The sequence below is a fragment of the Escherichia sp. E13S3 genome (assembly GCF_004212325.1).
Lineage (GTDB): Bacteria > Pseudomonadota > Gammaproteobacteria > Enterobacterales > Enterobacteriaceae > Escherichia.
On sequence record NZ_RHJR01000012.1, the window covers coordinates 239,408 to 252,921 of the forward strand.

The window sequence follows — 13,514 nt, forward strand, 5'->3', positions numbered from 1 at the left end:
ATGGCACGCATTATTGTTGTTACTTCGGGGAAAGGGGGCGTTGGAAAGACCACCTCCAGCGCGGCCATCGCCACTGGTTTGGCCCAGAAGGGAAAGAAAACTGTCGTGATCGATTTTGATATCGGCTTGCGTAACCTCGACCTGATTATGGGTTGTGAGCGTCGGGTCGTGTACGATTTCGTCAACGTCATTCAGGGCGATGCAACGCTAAATCAGGCGCTAATTAAGGATAAGCGTACTGATAACCTCTACATTCTCCCGGCATCGCAAACTCGCGATAAAGATGCCCTCACCCGCGAAGGGGTGGCCAAAGTTCTTGATGACCTAAAAGCGATGGACTTTGAGTTTATCGTTTGTGACTCACCGGCGGGTATTGAAACCGGTGCATTAATGGCTCTTTATTTCGCTGATGAAGCCATTATTACCACGAACCCGGAAGTCTCATCAGTTCGTGACTCTGACCGTATTTTAGGTATTCTGGCGTCGAAATCACGTCGCGCAGAAAACGGCGAAGAACCCATTAAAGAGCACCTGCTGTTAACGCGCTATAACCCTGGTCGCGTGCACAGAGGAGACATGCTGAGTATGGAAGACGTGCTGGAAATCCTGCGCATCAAACTCGTCGGTGTGATCCCAGAGGATCAATCCGTATTGCGCGCCTCTAACCAGGGTGAACCAGTCATTCTCGACATCAATGCCGATGCGGGTAAAGCCTACGCAGATACCGTAGAACGCCTGTTGGGTGAAGAACGCCCTTTCCGCTTCATTGAAGAAGAGAAGAAAGGCTTCCTCAAACGCTTGTTCGGAGGATAAGTTATGGCATTACTCGATTTCTTTCTCTCACGGAAGAAAAACACGGCCAACATTGCAAAAGAACGGCTGCAGATTATTGTTGCTGAACGTCGTCGCAGCGATGCAGAACCACACTATCTGCCGCAGTTGCGTAAAGATATTCTTGATGTCATTTGTAAATACGTACAAATTGATCCCGAGATGGTAACCGTACAGCTCGAGCAAAAGGATGGCGATATTTCCATTCTTGAGCTTAACGTGACCTTACCAGAAGCAGAAGAGCTAAAATAAGCTGTATTAGCTCAAACCTGATCTGACAGTTACCGGTTGTTTATACTGGTATCTGTCAGATTGCATTTGGTCTAAATTTTGTTCTCCCCTTCTATTGTCAGCTCAAATCGCCGCTAATTCACACTATTGCCACCAGAGCGAAATTACTTACCTTGCCTTTTTTGATAAATATTTTTTACATTTAAATCACACAACAATATTGATATTTCAGATCGCCTAACCTTTACAATACCATGTTAACACCTGATGACATTTCTTGAAGAAAATATTTCAAATCAATGAGTTAATCCTTATTTAAGATTATTCCCATTCAAGCATAAAACACAATTACTATTATACCATTCGCGCTCATTTTGAATTATCTGAATAATAGCGAGCGTTCTTTAGTTAAGTGAATATTAATTAAAGACGAAATTATTGTGTGTGCAACTTACTTAATACCGGACATCTAAGTTGAAGAAAAAAATACTCGCCTTCGGGCTTATCTCAGCATTGTTCTGCTCCGCACCAGCAATGGCGGATATGAATCGCACCACGAAAGGTGCGCTGTTAGGTGCAGGCGTAGGTTTACTGACTGGCAATGGCGTTAATGGTGTGCTGAAAGGCGCTGCTGTGGGCGCTGGTGTTGGTGCAGTAACTGAAAAAGGTCGTGACGGCAAAAATGCCCGCAAAGGTGCGAAAGTGGGTGCTGCCGTTGGTGCAGTCACTGGCGTGTTGACCGGCAATGGTCTGGAAGGCGCGATTAAAGGTGCTGTAATTGGCGGCACAGGTGGTGCCATTCTGGGTAAAATGAAATAAGGAATGATGATGAAAAAATTTGCATTACTGGCTGGTCTGTTTGTTTTCGCACCAATGAGCTGGGCGCAGGACTACAATATTAAGAACGGTTTGCCGGCAGAAACCTATATTACTTGTGCTGAAGCTAACGAAATGGCAAAAACTGACAGCGCACAGGTTGCAGAAATTGTGGCTGTAATGGGTAACGCCAGCGTTACGAGCCGTGATTTAAAAATCGAGCAATCTCCGGAACTCAGTGCCAAAGTGGTAGAAAAACTGAACCAGGTTTGTGCTAAAGATCCGCAAATGCTGTTAATTACCGCCATTGATGACACCATGCGTGCCATTGGCAAAAAATAATCATTAATGCAGTACCGCGCCGATTGATTCGGCGCGTTTTTTTAGCAGGCGAAGGAATCAGAACTTATATTTAAATCCCACCATCACTGCGGTGTCATTGTAGCCATTATCACCGAGTTGAACGCCAACATTTCCCCAGACGCTGACCGCTGGATTCAGATTGCCATTTACGCCAGGTTTAATTTCCCCCAGATTACGCGCACTGCCAGCAACTCATTTAGCCGTTTTCTGACAGTGATAACAGAAGGATTAAGGCTGATCCCTATGGCTAACGAGTTTTCCTCTTAACCGATTAACCACATTGATCGCCAACCAAACCAACGCATTTAGCAAATTTATAGTAACAAGCACTTCTCCCAACCAGGTGCTGGGTTTGGCAAAAAGGATAACCAGGAAAGTGATTAGCATAAATGCAATGGAGAAAATGATATATAAAGTAAAATAATCCAGATTATTACTCTTGTTCATGCTACTGATGGTAATCCTGTCAAAAATTTCAGACAATTATAGCAAACAAAATAATGAACAATAGTAACAAGACGAAACGAGCTAATTAGCTGTCTATAATTACGTCACCTCACGCTCAAGCGATCATTTTTCACTCAACCACCACTTTCACCTTCGGTTTTGAGAGAATAATTTTGACCAGCTCAATATATGTCACCGGTTTATAGAAATAGTATCCCTGTTGGAACGTGATGTTGTTTTGGTTCAGGTAATCGAGCTGCTCCTTCGTTTCAACACCTTCAGCGACAATACTGATAGAAAGTTTGCGCGCCAGATCCAGCACGCAGTCCAGGATCCGGGTGGAATCGGGATCTGCGTTGACCCGCCCGACAAAGCTGTGATCAATCTTAATATAATCAATATGTAGATCATGGAGATAAGAAAGCCCCGAGTATCCAGTACCAAAATCATCCAGTGCGATGACAAAACCATTTTCATGCAAAATGTTTAGTCGCTGGACCAGACTTTCATCAACATGCAAAGGCTCACGCTCAGTGACTTCAAGCACGAGATTCAAATCACGGCGCGTGAAGCTGTCCTTGTATTTCAGGCATTCTTCAACAAATGTCGGCGAAATAATATGCGAGGCGCTGAAATTTATCCCAACGTGAAAACCTTCTGGCAGTTTACTTTCGATCGCATTCATTTGTTTGGCGACCTGGCTCATCAAACTTTGGGTGAGCGGAACTATCAACCCTGATTTTTCAGCAAGAGGAATGAAAGCCGCAGGAGAGATATATCCTCCCCGAGGGTGTTTCCAGCGGGCAAGGACTTCCACGCCGCGTAACGTCCCTTCCCGCCCATTTACCACTGGTTGATAAAAAGGCACAATTTCACCGTTATGTATTGCCCGCCGCAGGATCTCTTCCGGTGTCGCGCTTTTGTTGAAATATTTATCAAGCAGGAAGGCAACGGCGCAGGAAATTAACAAAATGAATATCAAAATCCCCAGACCTTTATCGATAAGTCTGCTAAAGCTAAATAGAGGTGGCTGGTTATAAATAATACTGAAATGATATTTTGTGGAACTGACTCGCCCAGAAAAATGATTTTTACCATTGAGAGCTGTCACATCTCCCGACGGGCCAATAATGCTACCGCCAACGAGTAAAGTATATTTCGCCCCCTTCAACGGCACATTGAGCGCGCCACGAATATGTTGATCGCTAATAGTCACCAAAACTCGGGTATCAGCGAACTGATTCTGATAAAGCAAAATGGGCATTTTATTAACAGTATCGATTGCCGGAGCTAGCAGTAAATTGCTTTCAGGAATCACGGGTATACGTGATAGCAGTACGCGGTTCCCCGGCAGTGAAGTACACCAGACCGCATCTTGTTTGAGAATGATGATCGTACGCAGATGTGGCTTGAGCGCTGCCTCTGTACCTAGTTGATATTGTTCATCCAGATCACACCCTTTTCTGGCTATTTCCTGTGCCGTTTGAGTCGCCTGTGACGCTTCCTCAAGTATATAATTGATATTGTTTGTGGCATATCTCGCCCCTGCCAGGCTCTCCGCTTTTGCGGAATACCAGAGCTGGATGTTCAAAATAGAGACGCCGGTAATAAACAGGCAAACCGCAGCGAGGATAGGGATAAGTGTATTGCGCATCTGCGTGTCCCTGACAACAGGTTAATAGAGGGGGTTGACATTCATTCGCTCAATCTGGCGTCTACAGAGAGCATGGTCGAGAGAATCAGAAATATCCACGCATCAGATGAAATTTTGCCCAACATGCCGCAAGTCTTTCAATGACTGATGAAAAACTAATGTTCGCGCTGATCAATGGGTCTTTAAGCAGAGAAGAGGCATGGGGTAATAATTCGGGAACAAAAATACAGGTTGAGCACGTTTCTGTTTAGCTTTAACTTTCGCCTTTATGCATATGTTAATCAATAGGTTGAATGTATTTCTGTACCAGCAATTCCAGCTTTTTCAACGTTTGTATCGCCGTTGCGTCAAGTCCATAACATTTCAATTCTTCTGCCGAGTGAAATCTAACGTTGACCTGACCTCCGGGTAACTGGCGAAGGAGTACCCTGAAAGGTAAATCCAGAGCGAGGTCTGGATGTTCCAACATCAAAGGCGTTCCCTTTTCAGGATTACCAAATACCAGAACAGTAGTTGGCGGCATTACAAGCCCTGCATTACGGGCAGCTTTTGCGTGGTCAAACTCGCCAAATAAAACCAGACCATTATCTGATACCGCCTTAAGAAGACGTGTTCTGGTATGTTCGAAGTCAAATGCACTATTGAATTGAATCATAACGTTTTTACCATTAACACAATAATCAATGTGAACGATGAGACAACCGTAATATAAATACAAAATATTATAACCTGAGCTTGCTCATATTTTTGAACATCAGAGAAATAACATTTTCTGATGAGCCCCTTTAATCAACCAGAATTAAAACAATCGCAATATCCACTATGTTTATAAAATCACCCTATGCTGACAAGATAATGTAGACTCTGATTCCATAAAGCACTCCCTTCCGAAACTCTGTAGTTACAAATTGTAAAGATTAATTTACTTTGTTTATATTTTGACTGTCTGGTTATATCTCAGTGGATATGTAAAATTAATAACAGCTGGTGATCATTCAGTAGTTGACTATAGAAAATTCGCCAGCCGGTCACAGACACGCATCTTTACAGGGCGTGTCTGCATTTTTTGTTATGATGTATTGTGATGTATATAGTAGTACTGGTGAATTATGAGCAATCTGAATCCATGCCTGGCGTGTGGTGCCTGTTGTGCATTTTTCCGCGTCTCTTTTTACTGGGCCGAAGCAGATGATGCAGGCGGCACTATCCCGGCTCATCTTACTGAGCAAATATCCCCTTACCACCGATGTATGAGCGGTACTAACCAGAAGGATCCACGTTGTGTCGCCCTGGCAGGAACGCCTGGAAAAAACGCATGTTGCACCATATACAAGAATCGCTCATCGACATGTCGAGAATTCGCCATGTCTGGCGAGGATGGGAAGATTAATGAGGCATGTAATCGCGCCCGCGCAAAATATGGGCTACCTCCAATTTAAATTTTTAATGGACGCTATAAAACTGCGTATCCATGATTATATTCTGATGTAACATGCCCATTGCCCGAGTATCAAGAATACAATGCCATATGTTCCTGGTACCGGGCAACATTTTGGTGAAAACTGCCATTTTAAAAATTCAGTTCTTGATGATCATTCTTGATATTTTACGTAACAATTAACAGGCATTACATTCTGATATTTCGACTGTAAACCATTACGTTTTTCGCGCAATTACCCCCCATCGGATGATCCTTTGCCGTTAATCATGAGATAGTTACAATCAGTAATTTCGATTAGTCTTATTTTTTAGATGAGAGTCTTTTTATATGTTTTTTAACATTCTTTAAGAATAAGAAATCTGCCATAAAGACAGATTTCTTTAATTTATAATTAGAGATTTGCAACGTTATGATATACTTTTTGAACATCGTCGTCATCTTCGAGGGCATCAATAAGTCCTTCAAAGATTTCTAAATCTTCTGGTGAAAGCTCAACTTCTGATTGAGCAATCATTTCTAATTCTGTTGTTGAGAACTCAGTAATTCCAGCTGCTTTTAGAGCTGCAATTCCTTTGTGAAGGTCTGTAGGCTCAGTATAAATAACGATGTTTCCTTCTTCTTCGGTCACATCACGGACATCCACTTCAGCTTCAAGCAAAATTTCAAAAATACGGTCAGGGTCAGTTCCTTTAAATACAATCACGCCAGTATTGTCAAACATATAGCTGACAGAACCTGCCGCGCCAATGTTACCGCCTTTTTTATTGAAAATTGTACGAACGTTAGCAATCGTACGGTTAACGTTTGAAGTCAACGTTTCAGCGATAATCATTGAACCATTGGGTCCAAAGCCTTCATAACGTCCTTGTACGAACGTTTCGTCTCCGCCACCTTTGGCTTTATCAATAGCTTTATCAATAACGTGTTTTGGAACTTGCGCCTGCTTCGCGCGTTCAATAACGAACTTTAAAGAAGTGTTTAATTCTGGGTCTGGTTCACCTTGTTTAGCCGCAGCATAGATTTCCACACCGAATTTTGCATATACTTTAGACGTTGCCCCGTCTTTAGCCGTTTTTTTAGCTACGATATTGGCCCATTTACGTCCCACTGGAATAATCTCCTCGAAATTTATTTACATCAATAACAGGTTGATAACCTGCGATTTTCGTCATATTATATCATAACATGGAAAATTTCGTCTATGAGAATTAGAAATAAGATAAATGTATAGCGACAGTTTAATTCTCCATTATTTAAATAATGTTACCAGATTATTTTTCGGATTTAGTTTTAGCTTTTTGCTCTTAATTATTGAAACGCTATAATAATACCTAAGGCAAAAATAATGTGTTGATATATAAATTATTTTTTCTTATGTTAATGTTAATTCATTCCAACCTGAGCTCAAGCACTCTTTCTTAACAACGAAAGGCCATAAAATGAATATCGAAGCATTTGCTTTTGGCACCACCAACTGGGGTGAAGTCGAAAAAACAGAACATCCCGGGGAAACAGGCATGGCCTACTGGCGCACACAATTTTTTGGTCACAAGCCGAACCAAATCCGTGTGCGAATGGTTGAATATACCCCAGGTTACCTGGCGGATCATTGGTGCAGTAAAGGTCATATCCTTTTATGCATAGAGGGAGAACTCGAAACACAGCTCGCAGATGGCCGCAAATTCACTTTAACTGCGGGGATGAGTTATCAGGTTGGTGATAACGCAGAGCCACATCAGTCCAGAACGGAGACAGGAGCAAAACTCTTTATTGTGGACTAACGGATTCGTCGTTGTTGCGATTGCGACGTCCGATTCTGGCACAGAATTGGAACCTGGCAGTAGAACAACCATCTGACCATCCCCCAACTACCTGGGGGTTTTGATAACTTATTTTGATAACCGTTAGCATCCTGACAAAAATAACGGGAGCGTAACGCTCCCGTTAATGGATTTAATAAATTACCGAATTACATGTTCTTGATGATCGCATCACCAAACTCTGAACATTTCAGCAGCTTAGCGCCTTCCATCAGACGTTCGAAGTCATAGGTTACGGTCTTCGCGTTGATTGCGCCTTCCATACCTTTAACAATCAGGTCTGCGGCTTCAGTCCAGCCCATATGGCGCAGCATCATCTCAGCGGAAAGGATGATAGAGCCTGGGTTAACTTTGTCCTGACCGGCATATTTCGGCGCAGTACCGTGGGTAGCTTCAAACAGGGCGCATTCGTCACCGATGTTTGCGCCAGGGGCGATACCGATACCGCCAACCTGCGCTGCCAGGGCGTCAGAAATGTAGTCACCGTTCAGGTTCATACAGGCGATAACATCATATTCAGCCGGACGCAGCAGGATCTGTTGCAGGAATGCGTCAGCAATCACGTCTTTAATGACGATCTCTTTGCCGGTATTCGGGTTTTTAACTTTCAGCCACGGGCCGCCGTCGATCAGTTCACCGCCAAACTCTTCACGCGCCAGCTGGTAGCCCCAGTCTTTAAACGCGCCTTCGGTGAACTTCATGATGTTGCCTTTGTGCACCAGGGTCACAGAGTCACGATCGTTAGCAATTGCGTATTCGATCGCTGCACGAACCAGACGTTTGGTGCCTTCTTCAGAACACGGCTTAATACCGATACCGCAATGTTCCGGGAAGCGAATTTTCTTCACGCCCATCTCTTCACGCAGGAATTTAATTACTTTCTCAGCGTCGGCAGAGTCTGCTTTCCATTCGATACCTGCATAAATGTCTTCCGAGTTTTCACGGAAGATAACCATATCGGTCAGTTCAGGGTGTTTAACCGGGCTTGGAGTGCCCTGATAGTAACGTACCGGACGCAGGCAGATGTAGAGATCCAGTTCCTGGCGCAGGGCAACGTTCAGAGAGCGAATACCGCCACCAACCGGAGTGGTCAGCGGACCTTTAATGGCAACGCGATATTCACGAATCAGATCAAGGGTTTCAGCAGGCAGCCAGACATCCTGACCATAAACCTGTGTGGATTTTTCACCGGTGTAAATTTCCATCCAGGAGATTTTACGCTCGCCTTTATAGGCTTTCTCGACTGCAGCGTCGACCACTTTCAGCATGGCTGGGGTTACATCTACACCGATTCCATCACCTTCAATGTAAGGGATAATCGGATTTTCAGGAACGTTGAGTTTGCCGTTTTGCAGGGTGATCTTCTTGCCTTGTGCCGGAACAACTACTTTACTTTCCATTCACCTCTCCTTCGAGCGCTACTGGTTTGCTCGTCTGCCACCACGTTGCATATGCGTTTGCGTCCTGCGATACGGATGCTTTAGAGCAATTTTTTGTTAATGATTTGTAATTGGCTTGTCAATACTACCCTATTGTTTGCCGTCATGAAAGATGCGCGTTATTAGGCTATAATGCGGCAATTCATAATCTCTGAAAATACCATGCAAAAAACTTCTTTTAGAAATCACCAGGTTAAGCGATTCAGCTCGCAACGCACTAACAAACGCAAGCCAGAAAACCAGCCCACGCGTGTGCTCCTGTTCAATAAACCTTACGATGTCCTGCCACAGTTCACCGATGAAGCCGGGCGCAAAACATTAAAAGAATTCATCCCGGTTCAGGGCGTTTATGCGGCAGGTCGTCTTGACCGCGATAGCGAAGGGTTACTGGTGCTGACCAATAATGGTGCACTACAGGCACGTTTAACTCAGCCGGGCAAACGCACCGGGAAAATCTATTATGTGCAGGTGGAAGGCATTCCCACACAAGACGCTCTTGAAGCCTTGCGCAATGGCGTAACCTTAAATGATGGTCCTACCCTGCCCGCAGGCGCGGAGTTGGTTGAAGAACCAGAGTGGTTATGGCCGCGGAATCCACCAATTCGTGAACGCAAAAGTATTCCCACCAGCTGGCTGAAGATTACTTTATATGAAGGACGTAATCGCCAGGTGCGCCGCATGACCGCCCATGTCGGTTTCCCTACGCTGCGACTGATTCGTTATGCCATGGGCAATTACACACTGGATAATCTCGCTAACGGCGAATGGCGAGAAGCAACAGAATAAGGATGCACAATGTTTAAACCGCACGTTACCGTCGCCTGCGTGGTACATGCAGAGGGCAAATTTTTAGTTGTTGAAGAGACGATTAACGGTAAAGCGTTATGGAACCAACCGGCGGGACATCTGGAAGCGGATGAGACGCTAGTGGAAGCGGCTGCGCGTGAGCTGTGGGAAGAAACCGGCATCAGCGCGCGACCGCAACACTTCATCCGCATGCATCAGTGGATTGCGCCAGATAAAACGCCGTTTTTGCGTTTCCTGTTTGCCATCGAGCTTGAGCAAATATGCCCGACCCAGCCTCATGACAGCGATATCGACTGCTGCCGTTGGGTCAGCGCCGAAGAAATTTTACAGGCGTCAAATCTTCGTTCGCCGCTGGTGGCGGAAAGTATTCGTTGTTATCAAAGCGGGCAACGCTATCCGCTGGAGATGATTGGCGATTTTAACTGGCCTTTTACAAAGGGTGTCATCTAAAAAGCTGCGTGATAGAATACGCCGCCTTGAAGTTCAATGTCGTGAGTAATCCAATGTCTGAAACCGCAAAAAAAGTGATCGTCGGCATGTCCGGCGGTGTCGATTCCTCCGTTTCTGCCTGGCTGTTGCAACAACAGGGATATCAGGTCGAAGGCCTGTTTATGAAGAACTGGGAAGAAGACGACGGTGAGGAATATTGCACAGCGGCAGCGGATCTGGCTGATGCCCAGGCGGTCTGCGATAAGCTCGGCATTGAACTGCACACCGTCAACTTTGCTGCCGAATACTGGGACAACGTCTTCGAACTGTTCCTTGCCGAATATAAAGCCGGTCGCACGCCGAATCCGGATATTCTGTGCAACAAAGAGATCAAATTTAAAGCCTTCCTCGAATTTGCCGCCGAAGATTTAGGTGCCGATTATATCGCTACCGGTCATTACGTGCGTCGGGCAGATGTCGATGGCAAGAGCCGCCTGCTGCGTGGTCTGGACAGCAATAAAGACCAGAGCTACTTCCTTTATACGCTCGGCCATGAGCAGATTGCGCAAAGCCTGTTCCCGGTCGGCGAACTGGAAAAACCGCAGGTGCGTAAGATTGCTGAAGATCTCGGTTTGGTCACTGCGAAGAAAAAAGACTCTACCGGCATTTGCTTCATTGGCGAACGTAAATTCCGCGAGTTCCTGGGCCGTTATCTCCCGGCGCAACCGGGCAAAATCATTACCGTCGATGGCGATGAAATTGGTGAGCACCAGGGGCTGATGTATCACACCCTCGGTCAGCGTAAAGGTCTGGGTATCGGTGGCACTAAAGAAGGCACCGAAGAACCGTGGTATGTGGTCGATAAAGACGTCGAAAACAACATTCTGATTGTTGCGCAGGGCCATGAACACCCGCGTCTGATGTCTGTCGGTCTGATTGCCCAGCAGCTACACTGGGTCGATCGCGAACCGTTCACCGGCACTATGCGTTGCACGGTAAAAACCCGCTATCGCCAGACCGACATTCCGTGCACCGTCAAGGCGCTGGACGACGATCGCATTGAAGTGATTTTCGATGAGCCAGTTGCCGCCGTGACGCCGGGCCAGTCTGCCGTCTTCTATAACGGTGAAGTGTGCCTCGGTGGCGGTATCATTGAGCAGCGTCTGCCGCTGCCGGTCTGATTATTGTCTTTAATTACAACAAGGAAGCAGTGAACGTGGCAAAGAATTACTATGACATCACCCTCGCCCTGGCCGGTATTTGTCAGTCGGCACGCCTGGTGCAACAACTCGCTCACCAGGGTCATTGTGATGCCGATGCGCTACACGTCTCACTCAACAGTATTATTGATATGAACCCCAGCTCGACGCTGGCGGTTTTTGGCGGCAGTGAAGCCAACCTGCGCGTCGGACTGGAAACCCTGCTCGGCGTGCTCAATGCCAGCAGTCGCCAGGGCTTAAACGCTGAGTTAACCCGCTACACACTCAGCCTGATGGTGCTTGAGCGCAAACTTTCCTCAGCGAAAGGTGCGCTCGACACTCTGGGCAACCGGATCAACGGTCTGCAACGCCAGCTCGAACACTTCGATTTACAGTCCGAAACGCTGATGAGCGCGATGGCTGCTATCTATGTTGATGTGATTAGCCCGCTTGGCCCACGCATTCAGGTCACCGGCTCCCCTGCTGTACTGCAAAGCCCACAAGTGCAGGCGAAAGTTCGCGCAACCCTGCTGGCAGGCATTCGCGCCGCCGTGCTCTGGCACCAGGTCGGCGGCGGACGTCTGCAACTGATGTTTTCTCGTAATCGCCTGACCACTCAGGCAAAACAAATTCTTGCTCATTTAACCCCGGAGTTGTGATCTATGGAATTATCCTCACTGACCGCCGTTTCCCCTGTCGATGGACGCTACGGCGATAAAGTCAGCGCGCTGCGCGGGATTTTCAGCGAATACGGTTTGCTGAAATTCCGTGTACAAGTCGAAGTACGTTGGCTGCAAAAACTGGCCGCGCACGCAGCGATCAAGGAAGTTCCTGCTTTTGCTGCCGACGCAATCGGTTACCTTGATGCAATTGTCGCCAGTTTCAGCGAAGAAGATGCTGCACGCATCAAAACCATCGAGCGTACCACTAACCACGACGTTAAAGCGGTTGAGTATTTCCTGAAAGAAAAAGTGGCGGAGATCCCGGAACTGCACGCGGTTTCTGAATTCATTCACTTTGCCTGTACTTCGGAAGATATCAATAACCTTTCCCACGCGTTGATGCTGAAAACCGCGCGTGATGAAGTGATCCTGCCATACTGGCGTCAACTGATTGACGGCATTAAAGATCTCGCCGTTCAGTATCGCGATATCCCGCTACTGTCTCGTACCCACGGTCAGCCAGCCACGCCGTCAACCATCGGTAAAGAGATGGCAAACGTCGCCTACCGTATGGAGCGCCAGTACCGCCAGCTTAACCAGGTGGAGATCCTCGGAAAAATCAACGGCGCGGTCGGTAACTATAACGCCCACATCGCCGCTTACCCGGAAGTTGACTGGCATCAGTTCAGCGAAGAGTTCGTCACCTCGCTGGGTATTCAGTGGAACCCGTACACCACCCAGATCGAACCGCACGACTACATCGCCGAGCTGTTTGATTGCGTTGCGCGCTTTAACACCATTCTGATCGACTTTGACCGTGACGTTTGGGGTTATATCGCCCTTAACCACTTCAAACAGAAAACCATTGCTGGTGAGATTGGTTCTTCCACCATGCCGCATAAAGTTAACCCGATCGACTTCGAAAACTCCGAAGGGAATCTGGGCCTTTCCAACGCGGTATTGCAGCATCTGGCAAGCAAACTGCCGGTTTCCCGCTGGCAGCGTGACCTGACCGACTCCACCGTGCTGCGTAATCTTGGCGTGGGTATCGGTTATGCGCTGATTGCTTACCAGTCCACCCTGAAAGGTGTGAGCAAACTGGAAGTGAACCGTGATCATCTGCTGGATGAACTGGATCACAACTGGGAAGTGTTGGCGGAACCGATCCAGACGGTAATGCGCCGTTACGGGATTGAGAAGCCATACGAGAAGCTGAAAGAGCTGACTCGCGGTAAACGCGTTGACGCCGATGGCATGAAGCAATTTATCGACGGTCTGGCGCTGCCAGAAGAAGAAAAAGCACGCCTGAAAGCGATGACGCCGGCTAACTATATTGGTCGTGCCATCACTATGGTTGATGAGCTGAAATAAGCCT

The 13,514-nt window shown here is 46.6% G+C and carries 16 protein-coding genes and 1 pseudogene; 11 read left to right on the top strand and 6 right to left on the bottom strand.

What is annotated here, in order from left to right; translation table 11 throughout:
• The 4 genes from minD (at position 1) to D9597_RS13295 (ending at position 2,220) form a co-directional block, all read left to right on the top strand.
• Positions 1–813 carry a septum site-determining protein MinD gene (gene minD / locus D9597_RS13280; protein WP_064528664.1) on the top strand — a complete coding sequence of 271 codons (813 nt, stop codon included), beginning with the start codon at positions 1–3 and terminating at the stop codon, positions 811–813.
• Positions 814–816: 3 nt separating this feature from the next.
• Complete coding sequence (gene minE, locus D9597_RS13285; RefSeq protein WP_001185664.1) at positions 817–1,083, top strand: cell division topological specificity factor MinE; 267 nt, start codon at positions 817–819, stop codon at positions 1,081–1,083.
• A 453-nt stretch (positions 1,084–1,536) separates the two neighbouring features.
• Positions 1,537–1,881, top strand: a complete 345-nt coding sequence (locus D9597_RS13290; RefSeq protein WP_064528662.1) for a YMGG-like glycine zipper-containing protein — start codon at positions 1,537–1,539, stop codon at positions 1,879–1,881.
• Positions 1,882–1,884: 3 nt separating this feature from the next.
• On the top strand, positions 1,885–2,220 hold the full coding sequence (locus tag D9597_RS13295; RefSeq protein WP_074399524.1) for a YmgD family protein: 336 nt from the start codon (positions 1,885–1,887) through the stop codon (positions 2,218–2,220).
• A 57-nt stretch (positions 2,221–2,277) separates the two neighbouring features.
• Here D9597_RS13295 and D9597_RS13300 read toward each other — a convergent pair.
• The 4 genes and pseudogenes from D9597_RS13300 to D9597_RS13315 all read right to left on the bottom strand — a co-directional run.
• A pseudogene (locus D9597_RS13300) lies at positions 2,278–2,421 on the bottom strand (autotransporter outer membrane beta-barrel domain-containing protein); the annotation flags it as partial.
• 48 nt (positions 2,422–2,469) lie between these two features.
• Positions 2,470–2,688: a cell division-associated protein YmgF gene (ymgF, locus tag D9597_RS13305; RefSeq protein WP_130215949.1), complete on the bottom strand. Its 219-nt coding sequence runs from the start codon at positions 2,686–2,688 to the stop codon at positions 2,470–2,472.
• A gap of 130 nt (positions 2,689–2,818) precedes the next feature.
• Positions 2,819–4,342 carry a cyclic diguanylate phosphodiesterase gene (locus D9597_RS13310; RefSeq protein WP_130222851.1) on the bottom strand — a complete coding sequence of 508 codons (1,524 nt, stop codon included), beginning with the start codon at positions 4,340–4,342 and terminating at the stop codon, positions 2,819–2,821.
• Positions 4,343–4,619: 277 nt separating this feature from the next.
• On the bottom strand, positions 4,620–4,997 hold the full coding sequence (locus D9597_RS13315; protein ID WP_130222853.1) for a DUF302 domain-containing protein: 378 nt from the start codon (positions 4,995–4,997) through the stop codon (positions 4,620–4,622).
• Between the two features lie 454 nt (positions 4,998–5,451).
• On the opposite strand from D9597_RS13315, the gene D9597_RS13320 reads away from it, so the two are divergent.
• Positions 5,452–5,781 carry a YkgJ family cysteine cluster protein gene (locus D9597_RS13320; protein WP_130205601.1) on the top strand — a complete coding sequence of 110 codons (330 nt, stop codon included), beginning with the start codon at positions 5,452–5,454 and terminating at the stop codon, positions 5,779–5,781.
• Positions 5,782–6,174: 393 nt separating this feature from the next.
• Here D9597_RS13320 and D9597_RS13325 read toward each other — a convergent pair whose 3' ends face one another.
• Positions 6,175–6,891, bottom strand: coding sequence for a YebC/PmpR family DNA-binding transcriptional regulator (locus D9597_RS13325; protein ID WP_130205599.1), 717 nt, complete (start codon positions 6,889–6,891; stop codon positions 6,175–6,177).
• Between the two features lie 331 nt (positions 6,892–7,222).
• Here D9597_RS13325 and D9597_RS13330 point away from each other — a divergent pair, with 331 nt between their 5' ends.
• Positions 7,223–7,564 carry a DHCW motif cupin fold protein gene (locus tag D9597_RS13330; protein WP_130222855.1) on the top strand — a complete coding sequence of 114 codons (342 nt, stop codon included), beginning with the start codon at positions 7,223–7,225 and terminating at the stop codon, positions 7,562–7,564.
• 188 nt (positions 7,565–7,752) lie between these two features.
• Here D9597_RS13330 and icd read toward each other — a convergent pair whose 3' ends face one another.
• Positions 7,753–9,003: an NADP-dependent isocitrate dehydrogenase gene (icd, locus tag D9597_RS13335; RefSeq protein WP_000444487.1), complete on the bottom strand. Its 1,251-nt coding sequence runs from the start codon at positions 9,001–9,003 to the stop codon at positions 7,753–7,755.
• A 171-nt stretch (positions 9,004–9,174) separates the two neighbouring features.
• On the opposite strand from icd, the gene rluE reads away from it, so the two are divergent.
• The 5 genes from rluE to purB are packed head-to-tail and all read left to right on the top strand — an operon-like array spanning position 9,175 to position 13,510.
• Entirely contained in the window at positions 9,175–9,828 is a 654-nt protein-coding gene (gene rluE / locus D9597_RS13340; protein ID WP_130222857.1) for a 23S rRNA pseudouridine(2457) synthase RluE, read from the top strand.
• 9 nt (positions 9,829–9,837) lie between these two features.
• Positions 9,838–10,299 carry a phosphatase NudJ gene (gene nudJ, locus D9597_RS13345; RefSeq protein ID WP_022296361.1) on the top strand — a complete coding sequence of 154 codons (462 nt, stop codon included), beginning with the start codon at positions 9,838–9,840 and terminating at the stop codon, positions 10,297–10,299.
• Between the two features lie 53 nt (positions 10,300–10,352).
• Positions 10,353–11,459: a tRNA 2-thiouridine(34) synthase MnmA gene (gene mnmA, locus D9597_RS13350; protein WP_130222859.1), complete on the top strand. Its 1,107-nt coding sequence runs from the start codon at positions 10,353–10,355 to the stop codon at positions 11,457–11,459.
• A 35-nt stretch (positions 11,460–11,494) separates the two neighbouring features.
• Complete coding sequence (hflD, locus tag D9597_RS13355) at positions 11,495–12,136, top strand: high frequency lysogenization protein HflD (protein WP_001297479.1); 642 nt, start codon at positions 11,495–11,497, stop codon at positions 12,134–12,136.
• A 3-nt stretch (positions 12,137–12,139) separates the two neighbouring features.
• On the top strand, positions 12,140–13,510 hold the full coding sequence (gene purB / locus D9597_RS13360) for an adenylosuccinate lyase (protein ID WP_130222861.1): 1,371 nt from the start codon (positions 12,140–12,142) through the stop codon (positions 13,508–13,510).
• Positions 13,511–13,514: the final 4 nt, after the last annotated feature.